Here is a 22,773-nt window from a genome sequence, read left to right as displayed (position 1 = left end):
GATACTCGCCGCTTGGGTCATCAGTGGATGATATGTAATGGAGTTGGCTATTACAAAGGAGAATGCCGCGTCCGGTGGAGTAGGCCGCCGCCGACTGCGTGCGAGGAGCCGGCGACCAACCCGCCTCAATTCACCTCGTCGCCTCGTGAGCGGATACTCAGCGTTCGGTGAAAAAGCCGATCGCCGCGGCCCCCGCGACGGAGCGCTCTTCCTCGAAGTAGGCGTGCCGCGCGCCCGGGAGCAGTTGCACGCGCGCGTCCGGGATCCGTTCGGCGAGTAGCGGCGCGTTGTCGACCGGGGAGAGGAGGTCGTCGGTCCCGTGCAGGACGAGAGTCGGCGCGTTGATCGAGGGCAGCGCATCCCAAGCGTCATGGCCGTTGCTGGCCCGCAAATGCGCGAGCTTGGCATGCGCGGGCATGTCGGGGTCACCGAGGGTGTTGTAGGTGGCTGGATTTCGACTGAGCCAGTCGTCCGTGTACATCAATTCCAGTAGCGCGCGGCGTGACCGTTCGGGATCGGGTTGCGCCAGGCTCTCGCGCACCTCGCGGCTTCGCTCCACCGCATGGGTTCCGCCCGGGGAAGTGCAGCCGAGAATCAGGGCGCGGACCCGGTGGGGGTGACGCGCGGCGACCCACTGCGCTACCCGGCCTCCCATCGAGGTTCCGTAGACGTGCGCGGTCTCGATGCCGAGCGCGTCCAGCACGCACATCGTATCCTCGGCGAACAGCTCTGTGCTGTAATCGGTCTCGGGTTTTCCGCTCGATCCGGTTCCGCGGTAGTCGACCGTGACCGTACGGAAGTGGCTGTCGAAGTCCGTGCGTACGAGATCCCACCAGTGATGGTTGTTGGCCTGACCGGCGAGCAGCAGCAGCGGGGGTCCGGCGCCGGACTCCTGGTACGCGATCGGGGTTCCGTCGGACGCCACTGCTCGGAACACTGTCGGACCTCAGACCGTGTCTGCGGTGCGCAATTTGGAGATACCCTCATCGGTGTAGCCGAGCTCTCCCAGGATGGCATCGGTGTGCGCACCCAGAGCCGGGACCGGATCGAACCGCGGTTCCACGCCACTGAGGTTCGCCGGCGGCATCAGCGTCCGAACCGGGCCGCCCGGTGTATCCACCTCACGCCACCGCTCACGGCCTGCCAGGGAGGGGTGCGACAGGAAGTCCGAGACGGAGCCCAGTCTCCCGTTGGCGATCGACACCTTGTCGAGCAGGGCGAGTGCATCATCGGTGCTGAGCAGACGCGTCCGCTCGGAGATCAGCGCGTTGCATTCCTCGCGGTGCTCCACCCGCGCGGAGTTGCGGCAGAAACGCGGGTCGGTCGCGATCGATTCGTCGCCGAGGACTTCGGCGCAGAATGCGGACCATTCGCGCTCGTTCTGAATCGACAGCAGGACCGTGCCGTCGGCGGTGGGGAACGGACCGTACGGGGCGATCGTCGCGTGCTGCGCTCCAACGCGGCTCGGCTGCCGGCCGCCGTATTCGGTGTAATAGGCGGGCGATCCCATCCATTCGCCGAGCGCCTCGAACAACGCGACCTCGACGGCGCGGGCGGTGCCGGTGGTCGCGCGGGCGTACAGCGCGGACATGATCCCGCTGTAGGCGTACATGCCGGCGGCGATATCCGCGATCGACACCCCCGCCTTGGACGGGCAATCGTCGGGACCGGTCAGCGACATCAGGCCGGATTCGCCCTGGACGAGCATGTCGTAGGCCTTGCGATCCGCCCAGGGGCCGGTGTTGCCGTACCCGGACACGTCGCATGGAATCAGGGTGGGGTAGCGCTGCTGGAGCGACTGGGCGTCGAGATTCATCCGGGCCGCCGCACCCGGAGCCAGGTTTTGCACGAAGACATCGGCTGTACTCAACAGCTTTTCGAGAATGTCGCGGCCCTCGTCGGACTTCAGATCCAGGGTCAGCGATTCCTTGGAACGGTTGAGCCAGACGAAATAGCTCGACTCGCCGTGCACGGTCTCGTCGTACCGCCGCGCGAAGTCGCCGGTATCGGGACGTTCGACCTTGATCACCCGGGCGCCGAGATCGGCCAGTTGCCGCGTCGCGAAGGGTGCGGCAACGGCTTGTTCGATGCTCACAACGGTGATCCCCGCGAGCGGTAGGGCGGTCTGCGGTGCCATGGAGTCAGCCTTCCTCGAAATGTACGGCCATTTTGCAGTCTGATGCGAGGTCAAGTCAATCGGGTGGGCCCGAGTTTTTACATGTAGTTGAGGTTGGTGCCGATCCGCGACGGTCGGCCGTTATGGCCGTACATGACGAACGTCTAGCCGTGATGGCGTCGATACGCCTCGACTGCCCCCGGATGACGCGGAACGCCCGCCGTCTGGATCAGCGACCGGACGTCCAGGAACTGAGCTCCGACGGTATCGGGGGGAATCAGGTCCTGCGCCCTGTCGACGAGAAGATCCACGAGCGCGCCGGCAACGGCGTCGGGTAATTGCGGGGACGCGACGAGCAGGCTGGGAACGCCCACCGTCGCGGTCTCGGCAGTGTCCCCGTACGTCCCGGCCGGGACCGAAACCGGTTCGTATATCGGACCGTAGACCCTGCGCATCTCGACGTACTCGGCGGACAGGTCGAGCAGCCGGATTCCCCCGTCCGGACCGTGCCCGGGCCGCGGTACCGCCGCCGGTGTGGGCACACCCCCGGCCCACAGCGCGGCCGCGACCGTGCCGTCGCTCAGCGAGTCGAGGACGGTGGTGAGCGAGACCGGGCGCACCGTGACGTCGTCGACGGTCAGCCCGCTCGCCTCGAGCACCCGCCGTCCGGTCTGCGCGGTCCCGGACCCCGGGGAGCCGAGACTGATCGACTGCCCGCGAAGATCTTTCATCGATCGAATCGGTGAGCGCGCGGGCACCGCGCACTGGAGATAGTTCTCGTACACTCGGCCGATGGCGAGCATCGGGGTGGCCGACAGGACAGCGGAGTCGGCCAACGTCAGCCCGACGAGCACCTCGCCCGACGCCAGCAGCGACAGGTTCTCCAGCGAACCGGTGGTGTAGCGCACCGACAATCGCAGATCCCCGTCCTCCGTGGCCGCGGTATCCGCAAGCAACTCCGCGAACTCGGACTGGAATCCGTCGCGCTCACCGGACGCGATCTCGTACGTCCCCGACGGCTGCGCGCGGGCACAACCGGACAGCGCGACCGCTGCGGCCACACCGCCGAGAAACTGTCGCCGGTTAATCATCGTCGGGCGTCTCCACGTGCGGTTCGAGCCACAAGCGTACGCGCAGTCCACCGGCGGGGGCCTCGTCGATGGCGAGCCTGCCGCCGTACGCGGCGGCGACGACCTCGACGATGGACAGGCCGAGTCCCGTTCCGGCCTGATCGCTGGCCCGGAAGAAGCGGGCGGTGAGTTTGCCGCGCAGTTCCGCCGGGACGCCCGGGCCGTCGTCGGCTACCCACACGCACACCCGAGGGTGGTCCGGTGACCGCTCCACGCCGACGCCGATCTCGATCGTGGGATGCGGGCCCGCGTACCGGGATGCGTTGTCGATCAGCACGTCGAGCACCTGGGACAGATCGTTCTCGGCGATCGCGACCGGAACACGGTCGAGGTCGGGTGCCGCGACGGTCGTCAGCCGCGCACCGCGTTCCCGGGCCGTCACCGACCAGAAGTCGACCCGGTCGGCGACCACCGACAACGCATCGCAGTTCGCCTCGGACCGGCCGGCACCGAAACGTGGTGTCTCGGCAGAGGCCAGGGAGAGCAGACTGTCGAGGATCGTCTGCAGACGTTTGGCCTCCTCGGTCACGCTGTGATAATCCTCGCGCGCGTCGTCCGGTATCCCGTCGTCGAGGAGGTCGAGGCGGAACTGCAACGCCGCAAGCGGGTTCCGCAGCTGGTGCGCGGTGTCGGCGATCAGACGCTGCTGTGCGTCCGCGGCCCGGAGAACGGCCGAGGACATCACGTCGAACGAATGCGCGAGCCGGCGTACCTCGGGCGGGCCGCCCGCGGCCGTGGCGGGCAGGACGGATGGTGGCGGCTCGGAAGTCGGCGGCTCCTTCGCGTCGGGCATGCGGCGAATCAGTTGCATGATTCCGGTGGACAGGTTCGCGAGCGGTCCGAGTACCCAGCGGCTCAGGGCGATTGCGAGCAGGCCGAACGCGAGCAGTGCCAGCACTGCGCCGGCCGCGATCACGGCCCACTGCCGGAGGATGTCGGAACGGGCCTCCGCGGTCGAGGCGCGCAGGACGATGGTGCCGTTCACCTGTGCACCCGATCCCACCGGTTTGACGAACAGCGCCTCGTCGTCGCTCCACGGAAACAGCCTGTCGACGGTGGAGACCCGTTCGTTGCGCAGTCCGCTGCGGATCGCGGCCTCGATTCCGGGGTCGTTGCCGTCGAGGCCCACGCCGAGGGTGGGCACACCGCGCGTGGAGACGACCAGGACGCCCTCGCCGTACACGTCGTCGTACGCCTCGACCTCGCCGGCGATCCTGGCGGGATCGCCGGTTCTGACGTACTCCTCGGCGAGAACGGCGAACCGCTGGATGTCGCCCTCACGGCCGAGGGTGAACTCCTGCGTCCGCGAGTCCGCGGTCGCGATCGCGAGGGGAATCGCGAAACTTGCGACCGCGCAGGATCCGAGGATCGCGAGGATCAGGAGCAGTCGTCGGCGCATATCGTTTCAGCACACCCAGCGGTAGCCGAAACCACGGATGGTGCTGATCAGCCCGGGCCGGTCCAGCTTGGCCCGCAGGGTGCCGATGTGGACGTCGAGGGTGCGGGAGACCGCGACGAACGCGTCACCCCAGACCCGATCCATCAGTTGCTGACGGCTGACCGCCGCACCCGGGTTCTCGAGCAGAATCTCGAGAAGGGAGAATTCCTTCGACGTCAGGTCCACGTCCGTGCCCGCCACGGTGACGGTGCGCGAATCGAGGTCGACGCGGACATCCCCGGTGACCACCTCGCGTGGAGCGCCGCCTTCGACGGTCAGGCTTCGCCGGCGCACCACTTCGATGCGCGCGAACAGCTCCGACATCCGCGCCGGCTTCACCAGGTAGTCGTCGGCGCCGCCGCGCAGCCCGCGCACCACCGAGCGCTCGTCGTCGCGGGCGGTCAGGATGATGACCGGGACAGTGCTGACCTGGCGGAGTTGACGCAGCACCTCGAGGCCGTCGCGGTCCGGTAACCCGAGATCGAGCAGGACGAAGTCCATCTCGCCGTGGTGCAACAGCAGTTCCGACCCGAACTTCATCCGCACAGGCTGATGCGCCTGCCGGGTCAGCCCCGCGACGAGTGCGTTGCCGACGCCGTCGTCGTCCTCGACCACCGCGATGCGCATAACCGGCATTGTCCCCCGGCCACGGTGGGCCGGGGGAACAATGCCGGAGGCGGAGAGATCAGACACGCTCGAGTTCGCGGCCGTCGCGATCCTCCTCGCGGCCGTCGCGGGCGGTGCCGTTCGTCGCGGGATCGAGGGTGGTGCCGCCCTTGCCCTTGGTCATGAACAGTGCCGCGATCAGGGTCAGTGCGGAGCAGCCGACGACGTAGTAGAAGAATGCCGATTCGTGTCCGGCCTGCTTGAGTGCGAGCGCGAGCGGCTCGGCGGTGCCGCTGAACAGGGCGGCGGTGATCGCGTGGGGGAGGCCGACACCGAGTGCGCGGACCTTCGTCGGGAACAGTTCCGCCTTGACGATCGCGCTCAGTGCGCTGTAGGCGGTGACGATGACCAGTCCGGTCATCATCAGGCCGAACGCGACGAACGCGTTGGTGGTGTGGCCGAGCAGGGTCAGGATCGGCACGGTCAGCACGGTCGAGCCGATGCCGAAGAACAGCATGACCTTGCGGCGGCCGATGCGGTCGGAGATCAGTCCTGCCACGGGCTGCAGAAGCATGTAGACGAACAGTGCGGCGAAGTTGATCCACGCCACCGTTTCCGGGGCGATCCCGGAGGTGTTGATCATGTACTTCTGCAGGTAGGTGGTGTACGTGTAGAACGCGACCGTACCGCCGATGGCGAGGCCGAAGACCATCGCGAGTTGCTTCGGGTACTGCAGCAGCAGACGCAGCGTGCCGCGCTTGGCCGACGGCTTCGTGCCGGATGCCTTCTCGGCCGCGATCTCCGCCGCCTCCTCCTTGTACTGGTCCGACTCGTCCATCCCTCGCCGGAACAGCATCACGGTCACCGCGGCGACCGCACCGATGACGAACGGAATGCGCCAACCCCAGGCATGCATCTGGTCCATGGTGAGAAGCTGCAGCAGAATGATCTGGACGCCGAGCGCGGCGAGCTGACCCAGAATGATCGACACGTACTGAAAGCTCGAATAGAAGCCGCGGCGGCCGGGGGTCGCGACCTCCGAGAGATACGTGGCGCTGGAGGCGAATTCACCTCCCACGGAGAGTCCCTGGATCAGTCGCGCCGTCACCAGCAGTGCCGGGGCGAGCATGCCGATCGCTTCGAAACTCGGTGTCGCAGCGATGATCAGCGATCCCGCGGCCATCATGAGCACCGACAGTGTCAGCGCGTTCTTCCGCCCGTAGCGGTCCGCGTATCGGCCCAGGATGTAGCCGCCGATCGGTCGCATGAGGAATCCGACGGCGAAAACCAGTGCCGTGGAAAGCAGCTGGGCAGTGGTGCTGCTCTGCGGGAAGAAGGATGCCGCGAAGAACACACTGAATGCCGCATAGACGAACCAGTCGTACCACTCCACGAGGTTCCCGATGCAGCCGCGAACCACGTTCGCAACAACCCGCCTCTCGCCGGTCGACGACGCTGGGTTCGAAGTCGTGTGTCGCATGATGTCCCTTCCTCGACTGCTGTGATCGTGCATAGGCACTGAAACCAATGTGGTCGCCACCACAGCGAGAGGGAAGAGATGTCCGGCTTTCCTTACATTCGCTTTAGACGGCACTGCACGGGTGCCTTCGAACCGGACGCGGACGCCCTAGGGATCATCAGTCGAGGTCGTGGCGAGTTCGCGGTCTCCGTCGGAGGAGACGCTCACTTACTGCCCAAGAATGGAGTCACGATGCACGTGCTCCCTCTGGTGCCTTGGCGCCACCGGAAACGGTGCCCCGACCGCCGAGAATGATCGAACGTCTCAGCTGCTGGGTGAAACAAAGCGTGATATTGCCATCAATAGTTGTTATTACCTACATGTTGGCATGTTGTTTCATGATCTATGGGAGCCCATCGTAATGAATCGGAGCACCCATGAATTCCACAGTCAGCGCACCCGGCTGGCAGAAGTCCGTGTTCGACGTTCTGCGTGAGGGAGATGTCAAGCAGATCGCCTATGTCCCGGACGCCGGCCACTCGTACGCGATCCAGGCCGCGATCGCCGACCCCAGCATCGAAGACGTCGTTCTGACCACCGAGGAAGAAGGGGTCGGCGTCGTCAGCGGAGCCTGGCTCGGCGGGCAACGCGCGGTCCTGCTCATGCAGAGCAGCGGAGTCGGCAACTGCGTCAACATGTTCTCTCTGCTGGAGATGTGCAAGTTCCCGTTCCTCACGCTGGTGACGATGCGCGGTGAGTACGCCGAGTTCAATCCGTGGCAGATCCCGATGGGCTCGACGACCCAGCAGGCGCTCGAGCTGATGGGCATCACCGTGTTCCGGGTCGACGACCCCGATCAGGTCGGCGAGGTGGTCTCCGCCGCCTTCGATCAGGCATTTCTCGCTGGTGAGCGCGTCGCCGTGCTCCTGGGCCAGCGACTCATCGGACGTAAGAAGTGGGAGCGCAAGTGAACGCACACAACTCGACCATCGGAACCCTCGCCGGCGACCGCATCGACCGGCGTGAATTCGTCGCGACACTGCTCGACCTGGCGCCGGAGGCGCTGGTCGTCACCGGTCTCGGGTCCCCGTCCTACGACGTCTTCGCGGCGGGTGAGCGGGACCGCAACTTCTACCTGTGGGGCGCCATGGGCGCGGCCGTGCCCACCGGTCTCGGCCTCGCGCTCGCCCGCCCGGACGAATCGGTGGTCGTCATCACCGGTGACGGCGAACAGCTCATGGGCATCGGCGCGCTCGGATCGGTCGCCGTGAAGGCCCCGAAGAACCTCACCATCGTCGTCCTCGACAACGGACACTTCGGAGAAACCGGCATGCAGCGCAGCCACTCGAGCCTAGGTGCCGACTTGGCAGGCGTCGCTTCGTCGTTCGGAATCGCCCGGACCGAACGCGTCCGCGACATCGATGAGGTCGACCGCGTGGCGGAGTTCGTCAAGGCCCGCGAAGGCACCACCTTCGTCCAGGTCTTCATCGAGCAGACCGAGCCGCCGCGCGCCCTTCCGCCCCGCGACGGCACCGCCGTGAAGAATAAATTCCGCGCCGCGCTCGGCCTCGACACATTCTGATCGTCGAGCCGAATCGAGAGAGACACCGCCATGCAGACTTACCTGCTTCACATCGACGGGCAACGGCGCCCGTCCGCGGACGAGACGTATTTCGAGACGGACAACCCCTTCACCGGTGAGCCGTGGGCGCAGATCGCGCGCGGGCAGGCCGACGACGTGGAGGACGCGGTCCAGGCCGCGCACCGCGCCATGACGACCGGGCCGTGGGCGAGCATGACCCCCACCGCCCGCGGCCGGGTCCTGCAGCGCATCGCCGATGCGCTCGAGGAAAACGCCGAGCTGCTCGCCCGCACCGAGGTCCGCGACAACGGCAAGCTCTACACCGAAATGCTGGGCCAGTGCCAGTATCTCGCCCAGTGGTACCGGTACTACGGTGGCCTCGCCGACAAGATCGAAGGCCGCGTCGTCCCGGTCGACAAGCCGGGATACTTCACCTATACCCGGCGGGAGCCGATCGGCGTCGTGGGGATCATCACCCCGTGGAACTCGCCGCTGCTGCTGCTCACCTGGAAGCTGGCACCGGCGCTGGCGGCGGGGTGTTCGGCGGTGGTCAAACCGTCCGAGTACACCTCCGCCTCCACCCTCGTATTCGTCCGCATCCTCGAGGAGGCGGGTCTGCCGGCCGGTGTCGTCAACGTGGTCACCGGGTTCGGTCCCGACGTGGGCGGCCCGCTGGTCGATCACCCGCTGGTCCGCAAGGTGGGTTTTACCGGGTCCGATGCCACCGGACGGCACATCGGTGCCGCAGCGGCCCGCGGCCTCAAGCGAGTGTCCCTCGAACTGGGCGGCAAGTCACCGAACATCGTCTTCGCCGACGCCGATCTCGACGCCGCGGTCAACGGCGCCGTATCCGGCATCTTCGCCGCGACCGGCCAGACCTGCATCGCCGGAAGCCGACTCCTTGTCGAACGGTCGGTGCACGAGGAGGTCGTCGCCAAGCTGGTGGCGCTGGCCTCGACCGCCCGGATCGGCGATCCGATGGACCCCGACACCCAAGTGGGTCCGATCACCACTCGGGACCAGTACGGGAAGGTGCTCGAGTACATCGACATCGCCACCGGCGAGGGCGCTCACCTCGCGCTTGGCGGTGCGGTCGCCGACACCGGAAGCGGCGGGTGGTTCGTGCAGCCGACGGTGTTCACCGGGGTGAGCAATCAGTCCCGGCTCGCGCAAGAGGAAGTCTTCGGCCCGGTGCTCGCGGTGATCCCGTTCGACACCGAAGACGAGGCGATCGCCATTGCCAACGACTCGAAGTACGGTCTCGGCGCCGGCGTCTGGACCACCGACCTGCCCCGCGCCTTCCGCCTGGTCGAGGCGATCGAATCGGGAACGGTGTGGGTCAACACCTACCGGGCGGTGAGTTTCATGCTGCCCTTCGGTGGTGTAAAGGACTCGGGGATCGGCCGCGAAAACGGCATCGAGGCAATCGACGAGTACCTCGAAACCAAGAGCGTGTGGATCAACACCGGAGCGACCGTGGGAAACCCGTTCGTTCTCCGCTGACCGCGGATAATCGGAAAGGCCGAGTAGTTCTCCCAGTCTGCAGCCGCAGAAAGCGTAGAGGGCGGCCCCGGCGGACACCATTGCTCCGTCGAGGAGCTTGCATGCCCTCGATCGTCAGGACGGGTGGTGCACGAGCGGTGCCTGCATTCGGCGGGCCGCTTCTTCTGTAAAGCTGTGCTTTACAGGGTGTTGCATATCATTCACTTGTGCTAATTAGTGCTCGTGCATAGGATCAATCACGTCGACGACGCGTACTGCGATGGCAACCACTGTTGTGGACTTGCGTGGGAGTCACCGCCCAGACTCCCGATGATCGAAATCGTTCCGAGTGGTCGAAATAGTTGAACCACAATCGAATTGCTTGAGGGCTTCAGGAAATGCAACTTCCCCCACTGCCTGCTGTGCGTGTCTTCGAGGTGGTCGCGCGATTGGGTAGCGTCCGGCAGGCCGCACAAGAGCTATATGTGACACCACCGGCGGTGAGTCATCAACTGGCCAAGCTCGAGGCCCACCTCGGTGCGACGCTGTTCATCCGCCGGGGTCGCACCCTCGATCTCACCGACACAGGCCGCGATTTTCTCGTGGAGGTCAGTCCGGCCTTGCAGGCGATCGATCGGGCAACGTCGATTGCCTCCAGGAGAAAGGAACGTGACACTCTCACCATCGCGGCACCGCCGACGCTCACTACGAAATGGCTACTGCCGCGGCTGGGTGACTTCTTCGCAGAATATCCGGAATACGATGTGCGTCTTATGGATCGGATGACCCTAGATCCCGACGAATCGATAATCGATGTGGCGATCGAATACCGGTTCGACAGCGATCCTCACTTTTCCACTCGGCGCCTCATGCCGGATGACATGGTGGCGCTCGCCAATCCCGACTACGTGGCCGACCATGAGATCGACAGTCTCGCATCGCTACAAGGGTTGACGCTCATCGAAACCGAGCGCCGACTGACATCGTGGAAATCGGTGATCTCCGACTTCGACTGGGCGAAGGACCAGCGATTTCTCACGGTCGGGTATTCCCTGCATGCGTTCGACGCTGCGGCACAGAGCTTGGGCGTGGCCCTCGGCAATCGCGTCAACGCGGAGGGGATGCTGTCTGCGGGGCAATTGTGCATCCCGTTCGACATCGACGAGGAGCTTCTGCCGCCGTCGCCGAGCTACTACGTGAGTGTCCCACCGCACAAGGAGCTGTGGACATCGGTGGTGGCATTCACCCGCTGGCTCGATGCCCAGTAGCACCTGCAGGCGGCGAATTCGCGAGTTGTTCGATCAACCCCGACTGATTCGCAATTTCGTGAGGACTCCTCACTACCAACCGCATCTTTGCCGCGAACCTGAGTATGTCGTCACGCAGGCACCCGCCGTCCGCGCTGATACGGCCAGGATCCGCCGAGAATTCATTCAGAACCACACGAAGGAGACCGATCGTGTCTGACGTCAAGGATTGGCTGGGACGCAGCGAGGAGCACGCGGATACCCTGCGTACCGAGCCCGCCCGCTTCATGCAGTCCACTCTCGGCCGAATCCCGCACCTGTCCGACGGTGATGCACTGCCGCCGCTGTGGCACTGGTTGTACTTTCTCGAAGCCAAGCCCGCCGGCGAACTCGGCCGGGATGGGCATCCAGCCAAGGGTGGCTTCCTGCCGCCGATCACACTTCCTCGACGGATGTGGGCCGGTGGACGATTCAGCTTCCACGCTCCGCTGCGCTTGGGTGCCCCCGTCCGCAAGGTGTCGACGATCAGCAACATCGTCGAGAAGGAAGGCCGGACCGGGCCGCTGTGTTTCGTGACCGTCCAGCACGAGGTCTATACAGGTGAGATCCTGGCAGTGACCGAGGAACAGGACATCGTCTACCGCGAAGATTCGTCCCCCGACGCGCCGACACCGCCGCTGAAGGCCGCACCCGGTGACGCCGAGATCACCGAAGAGGTGACTCCGGGTCCGGTGACGCTGTTCCGGTACTCCGCCCTGACCTTCAACGGGCACCGCATCCACTATGACGTGGACTACGCCCGGGACGTCGAAGGCTATGACGGTCTGGTCTTCCACGGACCGCTGACCGCGACCTTGCTGATCGACCTGGCAACCCACACCGTCGGCCGGCAGCCCACCCGGTTCAGCTTCCGCGGGCTGGCCCCAATCTCTGGGAACTCCCCGTTCCACATCGAGGGCCGCCGCGACGGTGACACCATGCGACTGTGGGCACGACGCCACGACGGCGTGCTGTCGATGCAGGCCGAGGCCATTTTCCCGCACGCCGGATGCTGATGATGTCAACGGCCGCGTAGGTCTGACAGTTCTGCGTGACCTGTTGTCGCCGCCGCTGAAACTCGAGAGCAGGGGTGCGGGTACCGGTCCTCGCCGGTACCCGCACACCGGATCGGGTCTGGGTTGTCAGAAACCGGTGTTCGCGGCCGATGTCACGATGTGCTCGGCGCGGTACTTGACGGGGTAGTCGACGAGGCGGCCGTCGACGACGATGGCGCCGACTCCACGGCGTTCGGCCTCGGCGAACTGGTCGAGGATCCGTTGGGCCTGTTCGACTTCTTCGGGGGAGGGGGCGAAGCCTTCGTGTGAGAACTCGATCTGGGACGGGTGGATGAGCATCTTGCCGCGGTAACCGAGCGAGCGGGCTTGCCGGCATTGCCGGAGGAACGCCTCCGGGTTGCCGACGCCGAGGAAGGGACCGTCGAGTGGTGGGGTGACACCGGCGACCCGGCAGGCCATGACCACCGCAGAGCGGGCGTAGAGCAGTTCTTCGGCGTCGGGGGTGTGGTCGATGCTGTGGATGCCGACGTCGAGCATGTAGTCGACGAATCCGAATATGGCGGTCTCGATGCGGGTGGAGGCGGCGAGGATGTCGGCCGCGCGGTACACGCCGGAGGCGGTTTCGAGTAGCGGCAGGATCGTGATCTGCCCGGCGGGGAGTCCGGCGGCGCGTTCGGCCTCGTCGAGAATGCGACTCGCTTCGCGGATGCTGTCGGCGTCGTCGGTCTTGGCCAGCACGATGCCGGTGAGGTTGGGGTGCACGACCGCGCGGATGTCGTCGGGGGTGCGGCCGGTGCCGAAGCCGTTGACGCGCACGTACACCGGGTTGGTGTCGAAGATCGGGTCGGCGATGGTGTCGAGTGCGGTCGCCCGGGCCGCGGTCTTGTGCGAGTCACTGACCGCGTCTTCGAGGTCGACCGCCGCGGCGTCGGCGTTCAGGGACGGGATCTTCAGCACTTTCGTGGGTTCGGTGGCCGGGCAGAACAGCAGGGAGCGAAGCGGATTCACGGTGGCGGTCATCCTTCGTCGTCGACGGGCGGGGCGGACTTGGAGGCCTTGCAGTAGCTCAGCAGCAGCGAGGAGATGCAGACCACGGAGGCGGCGATGAACGCGGCCTTGGACGGGTAGTTCGCGAAGAAGAGAACCACCGGGCCGGAGCTGACGACCAGCCCGAGGGCCTGCCCGGCCACGGCGAGGATGCCGCCGAGGACGGTGACGGTCATCGCGGTGGTGAAGATCGTGCGCAGGATGCGGTACCACAGTGAGGCCGGCGGGGTCGGACTGTCGGTGGCGTCGTTGCTGTCGACGGTGTGGTTGGTGCGCTGGTGTGTGGACATGGTCTCGAGCGCTTTCTGGTCGGTCATGCGATGGGCAGGATGCCGGAGCCGATGAGCACACCCAGTGCGATGAACGGCACCACGTAGAGGGCGACCAAGGGCACGAAGGTCTTGACGGGGTTGGTTTTCGCTTGCCCGGAGGCGATGTAGATCGGGGCTCCGGCCGGGGGTGAGGCGCCTTCGGTGGAGACGAAGATCAAGATGGCGGCGATGGCGGCGGCGACGCCGATTCCGGCGTCGGTCAGTGTCACGAAGGCGACGCTGCCCAGGGTTGCGGTGGTCGCTGCGGCGGGCAGGGGACCGGCCACCAGGACGAGCACGATACCGATGACGAGGAGCAGGACGATCGGGTTCGCGTCGAGGTTGCCGAGCAGGGATTCGACGGCGTCGCCGAGTCCGAGTGCGGTGAAGGCCTCGGATGCGGCGAAGGCGAACAGGACGGTGGCGCCGACGGCGACGAAGGAAGGGGCGGTGTTGGCGACGAAGCGGGCGACCTCGCGGGGGCGGTGCGGCAGGTTACCGATGCCCAGCAGTGCGGTGACGATCAGCATCAGGATCGGGATCCACACGACGATGTTGATGGCCTTGGTGGGGCCGGCGCCGATCGCGCTCTCGAGGTAGCCGTGGACGGGGCCGATGGTGATCAGCAGGGGGATGAGGATGCCGAGGAACACCAGCAGGGTGAGGTAGCCGTTGCGCAGGGCGGTGCGCAGGGGCAGCAGTTCGGACCGGTCGACGGCGGCGACCTTGTAGCGGCGCACGAAGAACAGCGTGACGAGCAAACGGTAGGCCAGCAGCCAGCCGGCGGCGACCATCAGGGGCAGGAACACCGATCCGATGTTCGCCACCGGGGAGACGGCGGCCATGCCGAGCAGCAGGAGCATCGAGGGGCTGGGCGGGATGACGTGCCCGATGCCCGAGTTCCCGGCGACGAGGGTGGCGGCCACGTGACTGGGCCAACCCGAGCGCTTCATCCACGGCACGGTCACCGATCCGACGGCGGCGGCGTTGGCGGAACCGCCGTGCGAGACGGCCCCGAAAAGCGCCGAGGAGATGGTCGACACGTACCCGGCGCCGCCGGGGATGCGTCCGAGCAGGGAGTTGAGGATGTCGATCTGCCGGTTGATGATGCCGGTGCGTTCGAACAGGGCGCCGAGGAAGACGAACACGATCACCGAGAACACGATCGGGTTCATCGCGGCGGTGGACAGCGATTCCCAGGCGAGTGCGGGGGCCTGGGTGCCGGCGAAGGCGCACAGGATCAGGAACGAGACGACCATCGATTCACCGACGGGGCGTTTCAACAGGGAGATCAACAGGATGACGCTGGCCAGATAGACCGCGAGCGCGACGAGTGCAATGGACACTTCGCGACCCTTTCTTGCCGGAGAGGCAGGGCTGGGGTGGGTGTTTTCGGGGTCGCCGAAATACACCGCCAGGGTGTGGGCTATGGAATCGGCTGTAAGGAAGCCGATTTCGAGGATGTGAAGATGTGGAGAGCGCCCGCCCGGGGTGTGTCCTGTCGGCGGTGGGGTATCAGCCCGCCGCGCTCATGCTCCTGAGTCGATCGTCGAGTCCGTATCGTGCGGCGATGGTCAGCAGCCCGGGGTCGGGGGCGTGTTCGCCGCCACCGAGGGATTCGATTTGATCGACGATCGCGTCGAAAATGTGTTGCGCCAGTGCGAGTTCGGTGCCGTCCCCGTCGCGCCGGGACCACAGGTCCGCGATCTTGCGATGCGCATCGGTGGACAGGCACACGTGCTGGCGGTCCTGCCAGTAGTAGAGGCGGTAGCGGGCGAATTTCTCCCAGACCAGTCGAGTCTGCCTGCCCAGTTCGGACATGTGGCCGGTGTAGGCGCCGTAGATCTCGAGGTGGAATTCCCGATTGACTTCCTGAAATTCCCCGGGCCGTGACTCGATTTCGCTGGAATGACGCTGTTCGATCAGCTGGGCGAGCCGGGCGTGCGCGGCGTCGTCGTGGGTGACTGCGGCGATGCGTGCTGCCGTCGGCTCGAGTGCCAACCGGGCGGTGGCCAACTCGATAACCTCGGGGAGCGACAGTCCGGCGACGACCACACCCTGGCGGGCGTGGGTGACGAACCATCCTTCCGATTCGAGTCGGCGGAACGTCTCCCGCAGCGGTGTCCGGCTGACCCCCAATTGTGCGGCGAGGTCTTCCTGGCGGACGCGCTGACCGGGCTTCAGCCGGCCGTCCATGACTCGGGCGCGGAGCTCGTCGGCGATCCGGTCGATCAGGGGGCGCGTATCAAGAGTGGACACCTTTTCATCCTAAGGGCGGAAGGAGGGAAAACTCCCATTTAGCGGACTTTGTATTTTGGATTCTGGATCCAGAAATGACTATACGTGAGGGTGACTTGGAGCACAACCGCGGATTTCATGGCGCGACACCACAGGACGAATCGGACACGGCCCCCGAGTTCAGAAGCGCGTTGACCTGCTCGAATGTCCGGGCGAGGTGGCCGGTGAGGACGCTGGTGGTGTCGGCGCCGAGGACCGGGGCGGCGGCGGGGCCGGGTTCGCCCCGTCCGAAGGCCAGGGGGCTGCGCGGGGTGAGGACCGTGCCGATCCCGGGTTGGTCGACCTCGGCGAAGAGCGGATTGGCGGCCGAGCAGCGGGGGTCCTCGGTGACCAGCTGTCCGAAATCGCGGTACACACTGTGAAGTACGTGGTGCCGGGTGAACAGCTCCTCGACGTCGGAGAGTGTGCGCGCAGCGAACCAGGGGGTCAGGACGGTAGCGATGGCGTCGCGGGCCTGGTAGCGGCCGCCGTCGGTGGACAGGTCGACACCCAGCATCGGCTCGATGTGCGCCAGTCGCTCGGCGAGGCCGGTGGCCGTGGTGATCGCGGCCCATTGCCGTCCGGTCATCGCCGCGATCATGATGCGACGCCCGTCGGCGGTGGCGAAATCGCGCCCGAAGGCGCCGTAGACGTGGTTTCCGGTGGGCTCGCGTCCGGTGCCGTTGACCTGCACCTCGGCGACGTAGCCGAGGTTGGCGACGGTCGCCAGCATGACGTCGGAGAGCGCGAGGGTCACCGACTGCCCCTCTCCGGTGCGCTGTCGTTCCCGTTCGGCACCGACCACGGCCAGGGCGAGGTAGAGGCCGGCGGCGACGTCCCAGGCCGGGAGGACGTGGTTGGTCACACCGTCCGCGGGACCGGTGGCGGTGGGGAAGCCGCTGGACGGGTTGACGGTGTAGTCGACCGCGGGGGTGCCGTCGTGGTTGCCGGTGAGGGTGACCGCGATGACGTCGGGGCGGAGTGCCCGCAGTGTGTCGTAGTCGAGCCAGCCGCGGGTGGGCAGGTTGGTCACGACGATCCCCGCGCCGTTGCCGGGTGCGCAGATCAACTCCGTCGCCAACCGCTGTCCCTCGTCCGATTTGAGGTCCAGGGTGATCGACTTCTTGCCCTTGTTCAGGCTCGACCAATAGATGCTGTTGCCCTCGGCGGTCAGCGGCCACCGGTTGACGTCGATGTTGCCGCCGATCGGGTCGATCCGGATGACCTCGGCGCCGAGCTGGGCCAGGGTCATCCCGCACAGCGGTGCGGCCACGAACGCCGAGATCTCGACGACCCGCAGGCCGGCGAGGGGTCCGGCGTTCATCGCGCCGCCTCGGCGATCCGGTCGGCGTCGGCGAAGTTCGGGGCGGTGCGGGTGCGGAAGGCGTGCACGCCGGCGGCGCATTCGGCGGAGCTGAACGCCCGGTCGCTGAACGCGAGGGAGGTCTCCCGCAGCGACTGCGCGTCGGCGCTCTGGGAGCGGTTGATCAGTTCCTTCGCCGCAGCCAGTCCGATCCGCGGTCCGGCGGCGAGGCGATGCGCCAGCCGTAGGGCGGCCTCGACGACGTCGCCCTCCTCGACCAACTCGTTGACCAGGCCGTAGTCGTAGCCGGTGCGCGCGTCGATCGGGTCGGCGGTGAAGATCAGGTACTTCGCCCGGGCCGGGCCGATGCGGCGGGCGAGCCGGATCGGCCCCCCGCTGCTGGGGAACACGCCGAGCCGGGTCTCCGGCAGCGCCACCTTCGTCTGCGGTGCGGAGACGATCAGATCGCAGCACAGTGCGATCTCCAGGCCGCCGCCGTAGGCGAGGCCGTTGAGTGCCGCCACCGTCGGCTTGGGCAGGTTCTCCAGGCGATCGAAGACTTCGTTCTGGTGCCGCAACTTCAACTCGACGACCCTGCCCGGGCTCATGTAGTCGTCGAATTCCCCGATGTCGGAACCCGCGCAGAAGGCACGGTCTCCGCGGCCGGTGATAACTAGAGCACGGACGTCGGGATCGTCGGCGGCGCGGGCGAGGTGCCGCTCCAGGGACGCCGTCATCGCGAGCGAGACGACGTTGAGCGGGGGATTGTCGAGTTCGATGACGGCGACGTGGCCGTCGCGGCGGTAGTGGGTTCGGCCACCGGGCTCGGGTGATGGGGTCATGGTGGTTCCGTTTCGTAGTCGGGTGGAGGTGCCGATGCGCGTGGCCGGACGGGGCTTGCGCGGTGAATGTGACCGACGCTACCATCGTTCTGGATCCAAAATCCATAATCCGACGATTGTTAGTGGGGCGCGGTCCGCGTCACCGCCGCACACCACCCCGGGAGACCCCATGAATGCAGGACCACTGTCCGGCCTGACCGTCATCGATGCCGCCACCCTCGTTGCCGGCCCGATGATGGCGACCTACCTCGGCGAATACGGCGCCGACGTGATCAAGATCGAACAGCCCGGCTCCGGAGACCCGATCCGGCAGTGGGGTTCGATGAAGGGCGACGTCAACCTGATGTGGAAAAGCCTGGGCCGCAACAAGCGCGCGGCGTCGCTCAACCTGCGCAAGCCCGAAGGTCAGGCACTGTTCAAGGACATGGCGGCCCGCGCCGACATCGTCATCGTCAACGCGCGCCCGTCCACCCTCGCCAAGTGGGGGCTGACCTATGACGAACTGGCCGAACGCAATCCGGGCCTGATCATGGTGCACGTCACCGGCTACGGAGCCGGCGGACCTTATAGCGACAAACCCGGATTCGGCACCATCGGCGAGGCCATGAGCGGCTTCTCTCATATCACCGGCGAACCGGATGGCACCCCCACCCTGCCCGGCTTCATGCTCGCCGACTGCACCGCCGCCGTGCATGGCGCCTTCGCCACCATGCTCGCCGTCCACCACCGCACCATCACCGGTCGCGGACAACTCGTCGACCTCAGCCTGGTCGAGCCGCTGGCCCGGTTCATCGAGCAGGCCACCCTCACCTTCGACCAGCTCGGTGTCTCGCCCGTGCGCACCGGCAACAAGTGGGCGATCAGCGTGCCCCGCAACACCTACCAGACCTCCGACGGTCACTGGCTCGCCCTGTCCGGCAGCTCCCCGGAGCTCGCCCTGCGCGTCTTCGACGCCATCGGCCGCCCCGAACTGCGCGACGACCCGGAATTCTCCGAACCCCTGCGCCGGGTCGCCAACCGCCACGAGGTCGACGGCCTGGTCGCCGACTGGGTGCGTTCACTGCCACTCGACGAGGTGCTGCGCCGCTTCGACGAACACGGAGTCGCCGCGGGCCCGGTCTACGACGCCGAACAGCTGATGAACGACCCGCAGATGATCGCCCGGAACACCTTCGTGCCCGTCCCCGACGAGGACCTCGGTGTCGTGCGCGTCCAGGCCCCGGTCGCCCGCCTGTCCGACAGCCCCGGCCGCATCGACCACCTCGGCCGCAACGTCGGTGAGGACAACGACTACGTCTACGGCAAGTTCCTCGACCTGCCCGCCGACAACATCTCCGCCCTGCAGGACGCCGGAATCATCTGATCCGGCACACGGCAAAGGAATTCGAATGACGACACGCACCCTGCGGCCGCGCCGCTCCAATCTCGCCGTCCCCGCATCGAGCCGCAAGATGCTCGACAAGGCCCGGACCCTCGACTCCGATCAGGTGCTCCTCGACCTCGAGGACGCCTGCGCGCCCGCGGTCAAACCCGAGGCGCGCAAGAACGTGGTCGCCGCGCTGAACCAGGGCGGGTGGAAGGACACGATCCGCGCTGTACGCGTGAACGACTGGACGACCCCGTGGACCTACACCGACGTCATCGAGGTCGTGACCGGGGCCGGGTCGGAACTCGACGCCGTCGTGCTCCCCAAGGTCTGCGGCGCCGCACACGTCCAGGCCCTGGATCTGCTGCTCACCCAACTCGAGAAGGCCGAGGGCCTCGACGTCGGCCGGATCGGAATCGAAGCGCAGATCGAGGACGCCCAGGGGCTGATCAACGTCTACGACATCGCGAAGGCCTCACCGCGGCTCGAGACGATCATCTTCGGCCCCGGCGACTTCATGGCCAGTATCAACATGAAGTCCTTGACCATCGGCGAGCAGCCGCCCGGATACGAAATCGCCGACGCATTCCACCACGTGTTCATGTCCATCCTCATGGCCGCCCGCGCCAACGGCCTGCAGGCCATCGACGGGCCGTACGCCGGAATCCGCGACCTCGACGGCTTCCGTCGCACCGCCTCCCAGGTCGCCGCGCTCGGATTTGACGGCAAGTGGGTTCTGCACCCGAGTCAGATCGACGCTGCCAACGCGATCTTCACCCCGTCCCAGGCCGACTACGACCATGCCGAGAACATCCTCGACGCCTACGCCTGGCACACCTCCGCGGCCGGCGGCGCCCGCGGAGCGGCGACGCTCGACGACGAGATGATCGACGAAGCGTCCCGCAAACTCGCGCTCTCTCTCGCAGGCAAGGGTCGCGCCGCGGGAATGGCCCGGCTCCAACCGTGGGCGCCCCCGACTCCGTGACCCACGCTCACCGATCTTTCTCGAGGACACCGTGACACATACCGTTCCCGGCCACTCCGGACTCTCGCAGTTCGTCACCGGATGGCACCCACGTCGAGTGGACCGCCGCGACTCCCTTTCTCCTGAACCCGCGTGCAACCTGGCCGCCGCGCTCGATTCCGGCGACACGTTCACCGAAGGGACTGTTCTCCCCCTGCTGTGGCAGTGGCTGTACTTCCTCGACTGGCCGAATGCGGGCGATCTCGGCGCGGACGGCCACCCTCGCAACGGTCACTTCCTGCCACCGATCCCACACCGCCGCAGGATGTTCGCCGGCTCCCGGATCGAACAACACCGGCCCCTGCGGCTCGGGAGTCCGGCTACCAAACACACCAGCATCGCCCGCATCCAACCCAAGACCGGCCGCACCGGCGATCTGCTGTTCGTCACCGAACGCAGTGAATACCGACAGGACGGGGACACCGCCCTCGTCGAAGAACAGAACCTGGTCTACCGCAGCGACATCGGATCGACCACCAGTTTCACCCGCAGTTCCGAGCCGCTCCCGCCGCCGACCGCGCCCTGGACCGCCGAGCCACATCCCGATACCGCCCTGCTGTTCCGATTCAGCGCGCTCACCGCCAACGCACACCGCATCCACTACGACCACCCGTACACCACGGGCACGGAGGGTTACCCCGGACTCGTCGTCCACGGCCCGTTGCTGGCCGTCTACATGGCCGAACTCTGCCGTCGGCGATCCGACGACAAGACATTGCGCAGCTTCGAGTTCCGCCTGAGGCAGCCTGTGATCCTGGAGGACCGGTTTCGCGTCGAGGGCACTCCCACACCGAATTCGGCCGGCGTCGAGTTGGCGATCACCTCCGGCGGTGGGCGCGTCCACGCCACCGCCACCGGCACATACACCTGACGACCCCGTTAGTGGTCCGGAGACCTCGCACACGCATGCGACCGCCACCCCGGGTGGGGTGGCGGTCGCGGTTTTCTCTTGTTCCTAGAACAGCGCCGGGACGACGACCAGGATGAGCCAGCAGAGTGCCGGTGCGACGGCGACGACGATGCCCGCGTTGAGCAGGAGCTGGCGGTAGAACGCGGGCCGCTCGATGTTCTGGGCGTTGGCGAGAACGAGCGCGCCGTTGGTCGAGAACGGGGACACATCGACGACGGTCGCCGAAATGGCCAGGGCTGCGACGACACCGACGACCGGGAGCGCGCCGGTCTGCAGGAGCGGAAGGGCGAGGGGAATGATGGCGGTGAGCAGTGCGGTCGACGATGCGAACGCCGACGTGACTCCGATGACGTAGCAGAGTACGAACGCGACCAGCAGCGGCGCGCCGACGGTGATCGCCATCTGGGCGAGATGGTCGATGGTGCCCATGTCCTCCATCACCGAGATGTAGGTGACCATTCCGGCGACGAGAAGAACGGTGGACCAGCTGATGCCGGCGATGGCTTCGTTCTGCTTCGACAGGTCGGTGAAGGCGAGAATCGCTCCGGCAGCAATGGCGACGAAGCTGATCGGCAGGTGCAGGACCAGCACCAGGACGAGGACGGCCGCGATGAGGACGAGGGTGAGTTTCTGGACGGCGGTCACGGGGTCCGCGTCGGGCACGATGCTCGTCGACCTGCGCTCACGGGTGAGTACCTGCGTCCCGCCGGACGCGCCCGCACCGCCGGCCGGTGCCCAGTCGGGTGCCGTACCTCCGGTGGGATTCGTTTGTGCACCGACGGTTCCGTCGCTGGTGCCGGTGGCGGTGTACTCCAGATCCCGGACTCGGGCGAGAACCGAGTATCCGACCACGGTCAGCACCGACAGCAGCAGGTTGATGCCGTAGCTGGCGAAGAACAGCGTCCACGGAGGGATGGACAGACCGCTGGACTTGACGATGTCGGTGACGAGGACACCGGAGACCGAGATCGGTGAGAATGCGCCGGCATGGGCGCCGTTGATCGTCAGGATGCCCATCACGAGCGGACTCATCCGGGTGCGGGCGGCAAAGGACATCGCGGCGGGCGAGATCAGTGCCACCGCAGCCGGACTGAACGTACCCAGGGCGGTCAGCACCGACGCGGAGAAGAAGAACACCCAGGGAACGACGACCGTCCGGCCACCGACCGCGCGGATGCAGGCGTTGACGAGGAGATCGATCGTGCCGTTCCTCTTGGCCATGCCGAAGAAGTAGGTGACGCCGATGATCGTCAGGACGATCGAACTCGGGAACGCCTCCAGGATTTCCTTGTCGTCGTAGCCGAGTGCGAAGGCGCCGACAAGGAATGCGCCGATGAAGCCGAGGATTCCGATGTTGATGGGGAAGATCGTGGCGATCACGAACATCGCGACCAGAGCGATCAGGGGGACTATCTCGATGGAGGTCATGGTCGTTCTTTCGCTTGCAGTGCGGCAGGGGCGCCTGCCGGGTCGACGGCTGTTCCTGTCGAAGGAACTCGCAGGGCTCGCGACTTCCGTCCGGCACCTTCGCTGTCGGGCAACTGGCTCGGGATTCGCATGTCACATCCTCTCGTCGAT

21 protein-coding genes are annotated in these 22,773 nt (G+C 66.4%); 8 read left to right on the top strand and 13 right to left on the bottom strand.

Features of this window, described 5'->3' with window-relative positions; genetic code table 11:
• Positions 1–157 precede the first annotated feature (157 nt).
• The 6 genes from ACFTWF_RS22240 to ACFTWF_RS22215 form a co-directional block, all read right to left on the bottom strand.
• Positions 158–937, bottom strand: coding sequence for an alpha/beta fold hydrolase (locus ACFTWF_RS22240; RefSeq protein WP_378463342.1), 780 nt, complete (start codon positions 935–937; stop codon positions 158–160).
• A 9-nt stretch (positions 938–946) separates the two neighbouring features.
• Entirely contained in the window at positions 947–2,137 is a 1,191-nt protein-coding gene (locus ACFTWF_RS22235) for a CaiB/BaiF CoA transferase family protein (protein ID WP_378463341.1), read from the bottom strand.
• Positions 2,138–2,280: 143 nt separating this feature from the next.
• The gene (locus ACFTWF_RS22230; protein WP_378463340.1) at positions 2,281–3,207 is read right to left on the bottom strand and encodes a TAXI family TRAP transporter solute-binding subunit; all 927 of its coding nucleotides are present in this window, start codon (positions 3,205–3,207) and stop codon (positions 2,281–2,283) included.
• Positions 3,200–4,645, bottom strand: a complete 1,446-nt coding sequence (locus ACFTWF_RS22225) for a sensor histidine kinase (RefSeq protein WP_378463339.1) — start codon at positions 4,643–4,645, stop codon at positions 3,200–3,202. Before ACFTWF_RS22225 ends, ACFTWF_RS22230 begins: the two co-directional genes overlap by 8 nt.
• Positions 4,646–4,651: 6 nt before the next feature.
• Positions 4,652–5,311 (bottom strand): response regulator transcription factor, encoded by a 660-nt coding sequence (locus ACFTWF_RS22220; protein ID WP_378463338.1) that lies wholly within the window; start codon positions 5,309–5,311, stop codon positions 4,652–4,654.
• Between the two features lie 58 nt (positions 5,312–5,369).
• The gene (locus tag ACFTWF_RS22215) at positions 5,370–6,770 is read right to left on the bottom strand and encodes an MFS transporter (protein WP_378463337.1); all 1,401 of its coding nucleotides are present in this window, start codon (positions 6,768–6,770) and stop codon (positions 5,370–5,372) included.
• 416 nt (positions 6,771–7,186) lie between these two features.
• On the opposite strand from ACFTWF_RS22215, the gene ACFTWF_RS22210 reads away from it, so the two are divergent.
• From ACFTWF_RS22210 to ACFTWF_RS22190, 5 genes are all read left to right on the top strand, one after another.
• Positions 7,187–7,720, top strand: coding sequence for a phosphonopyruvate decarboxylase (locus ACFTWF_RS22210; protein ID WP_378463336.1), 534 nt, complete (start codon positions 7,187–7,189; stop codon positions 7,718–7,720).
• Positions 7,717–8,331 carry a thiamine pyrophosphate-dependent enzyme gene (locus tag ACFTWF_RS22205; RefSeq protein WP_378463335.1) on the top strand — a complete coding sequence of 205 codons (615 nt, stop codon included), beginning with the start codon at positions 7,717–7,719 and terminating at the stop codon, positions 8,329–8,331. Before ACFTWF_RS22210 ends, ACFTWF_RS22205 begins: the two co-directional genes overlap by 4 nt.
• 30 nt (positions 8,332–8,361) lie before the next feature.
• Positions 8,362–9,834, top strand: a complete 1,473-nt coding sequence (locus tag ACFTWF_RS22200) for an aldehyde dehydrogenase (protein WP_378463334.1) — start codon at positions 8,362–8,364, stop codon at positions 9,832–9,834.
• A gap of 377 nt (positions 9,835–10,211) precedes the next feature.
• Positions 10,212–11,081: a LysR family transcriptional regulator gene (locus ACFTWF_RS22195; protein WP_378463333.1), complete on the top strand. Its 870-nt coding sequence runs from the start codon at positions 10,212–10,214 to the stop codon at positions 11,079–11,081.
• Between the two features lie 191 nt (positions 11,082–11,272).
• Positions 11,273–12,115 (top strand): MaoC family dehydratase N-terminal domain-containing protein, encoded by an 843-nt coding sequence (locus tag ACFTWF_RS22190; protein WP_378463332.1) that lies wholly within the window; start codon positions 11,273–11,275, stop codon positions 12,113–12,115.
• Between the two features lie 126 nt (positions 12,116–12,241).
• Here the strand turns inward: ACFTWF_RS22190 and ACFTWF_RS22185 are convergent, their stop codons facing one another.
• From ACFTWF_RS22185 to ACFTWF_RS22160, 6 genes are all read right to left on the bottom strand, one after another.
• On the bottom strand, positions 12,242–13,135 hold the full coding sequence (locus ACFTWF_RS22185; protein ID WP_378463331.1) for an HpcH/HpaI aldolase/citrate lyase family protein: 894 nt from the start codon (positions 13,133–13,135) through the stop codon (positions 12,242–12,244).
• Positions 13,132–13,452 carry a hypothetical protein gene (locus ACFTWF_RS22180; protein WP_378463330.1) on the bottom strand — a complete coding sequence of 107 codons (321 nt, stop codon included), beginning with the start codon at positions 13,450–13,452 and terminating at the stop codon, positions 13,132–13,134. Before ACFTWF_RS22180 ends, ACFTWF_RS22185 begins: the two co-directional genes overlap by 4 nt.
• A gap of 23 nt (positions 13,453–13,475) precedes the next feature.
• On the bottom strand, positions 13,476–14,819 hold the full coding sequence (locus ACFTWF_RS22175) for a TRAP transporter large permease subunit (protein WP_378463329.1): 1,344 nt from the start codon (positions 14,817–14,819) through the stop codon (positions 13,476–13,478).
• Between the two features lie 169 nt (positions 14,820–14,988).
• Positions 14,989–15,732 (bottom strand): GntR family transcriptional regulator, encoded by a 744-nt coding sequence (locus ACFTWF_RS22170; protein WP_378463328.1) that lies wholly within the window; start codon positions 15,730–15,732, stop codon positions 14,989–14,991.
• Positions 15,733–15,847: 115 nt separating this feature from the next.
• Positions 15,848–17,074 carry a CoA transferase gene (locus tag ACFTWF_RS22165; RefSeq protein ID WP_378463327.1) on the bottom strand — a complete coding sequence of 409 codons (1,227 nt, stop codon included), beginning with the start codon at positions 17,072–17,074 and terminating at the stop codon, positions 15,848–15,850.
• Positions 17,071–17,895, bottom strand: a complete 825-nt coding sequence (locus tag ACFTWF_RS22160) for an enoyl-CoA hydratase/isomerase family protein (RefSeq protein ID WP_378463326.1) — start codon at positions 17,893–17,895, stop codon at positions 17,071–17,073. Before ACFTWF_RS22160 ends, ACFTWF_RS22165 begins: the two co-directional genes overlap by 4 nt.
• Before the next feature lie 169 nt (positions 17,896–18,064).
• On the opposite strand from ACFTWF_RS22160, the gene ACFTWF_RS22155 reads away from it, so the two are divergent.
• The 3 genes from ACFTWF_RS22155 to ACFTWF_RS22145 are packed head-to-tail and all read left to right on the top strand — an operon-like array spanning position 18,065 to position 21,156.
• Complete coding sequence (locus ACFTWF_RS22155; RefSeq protein WP_378463325.1) at positions 18,065–19,258, top strand: CaiB/BaiF CoA transferase family protein; 1,194 nt, start codon at positions 18,065–18,067, stop codon at positions 19,256–19,258.
• 25 nt (positions 19,259–19,283) lie between these two features.
• Positions 19,284–20,246 (top strand): HpcH/HpaI aldolase/citrate lyase family protein, encoded by a 963-nt coding sequence (locus ACFTWF_RS22150; RefSeq protein WP_378463324.1) that lies wholly within the window; start codon positions 19,284–19,286, stop codon positions 20,244–20,246.
• Positions 20,247–20,277: 31 nt separating this feature from the next.
• Positions 20,278–21,156: a hypothetical protein gene (locus ACFTWF_RS22145; protein ID WP_378463323.1), complete on the top strand. Its 879-nt coding sequence runs from the start codon at positions 20,278–20,280 to the stop codon at positions 21,154–21,156.
• A gap of 84 nt (positions 21,157–21,240) precedes the next feature.
• Here the strand turns inward: ACFTWF_RS22145 and ACFTWF_RS22140 are convergent, their stop codons facing one another.
• Complete coding sequence (locus tag ACFTWF_RS22140) at positions 21,241–22,623, bottom strand: SLC13 family permease (RefSeq protein WP_378463322.1); 1,383 nt, start codon at positions 22,621–22,623, stop codon at positions 21,241–21,243.
• Positions 22,624–22,773 lie beyond the last annotated feature (150 nt).

The sequence above is a fragment of the Rhodococcus sp. NPDC056960 genome, assembly GCF_042674125.1.
GTDB lineage: Bacteria > Actinomycetota > Actinomycetes > Mycobacteriales > Mycobacteriaceae > Rhodococcus_F.
This window is presented reverse-complemented; position numbering and strand designations above follow the sequence as displayed.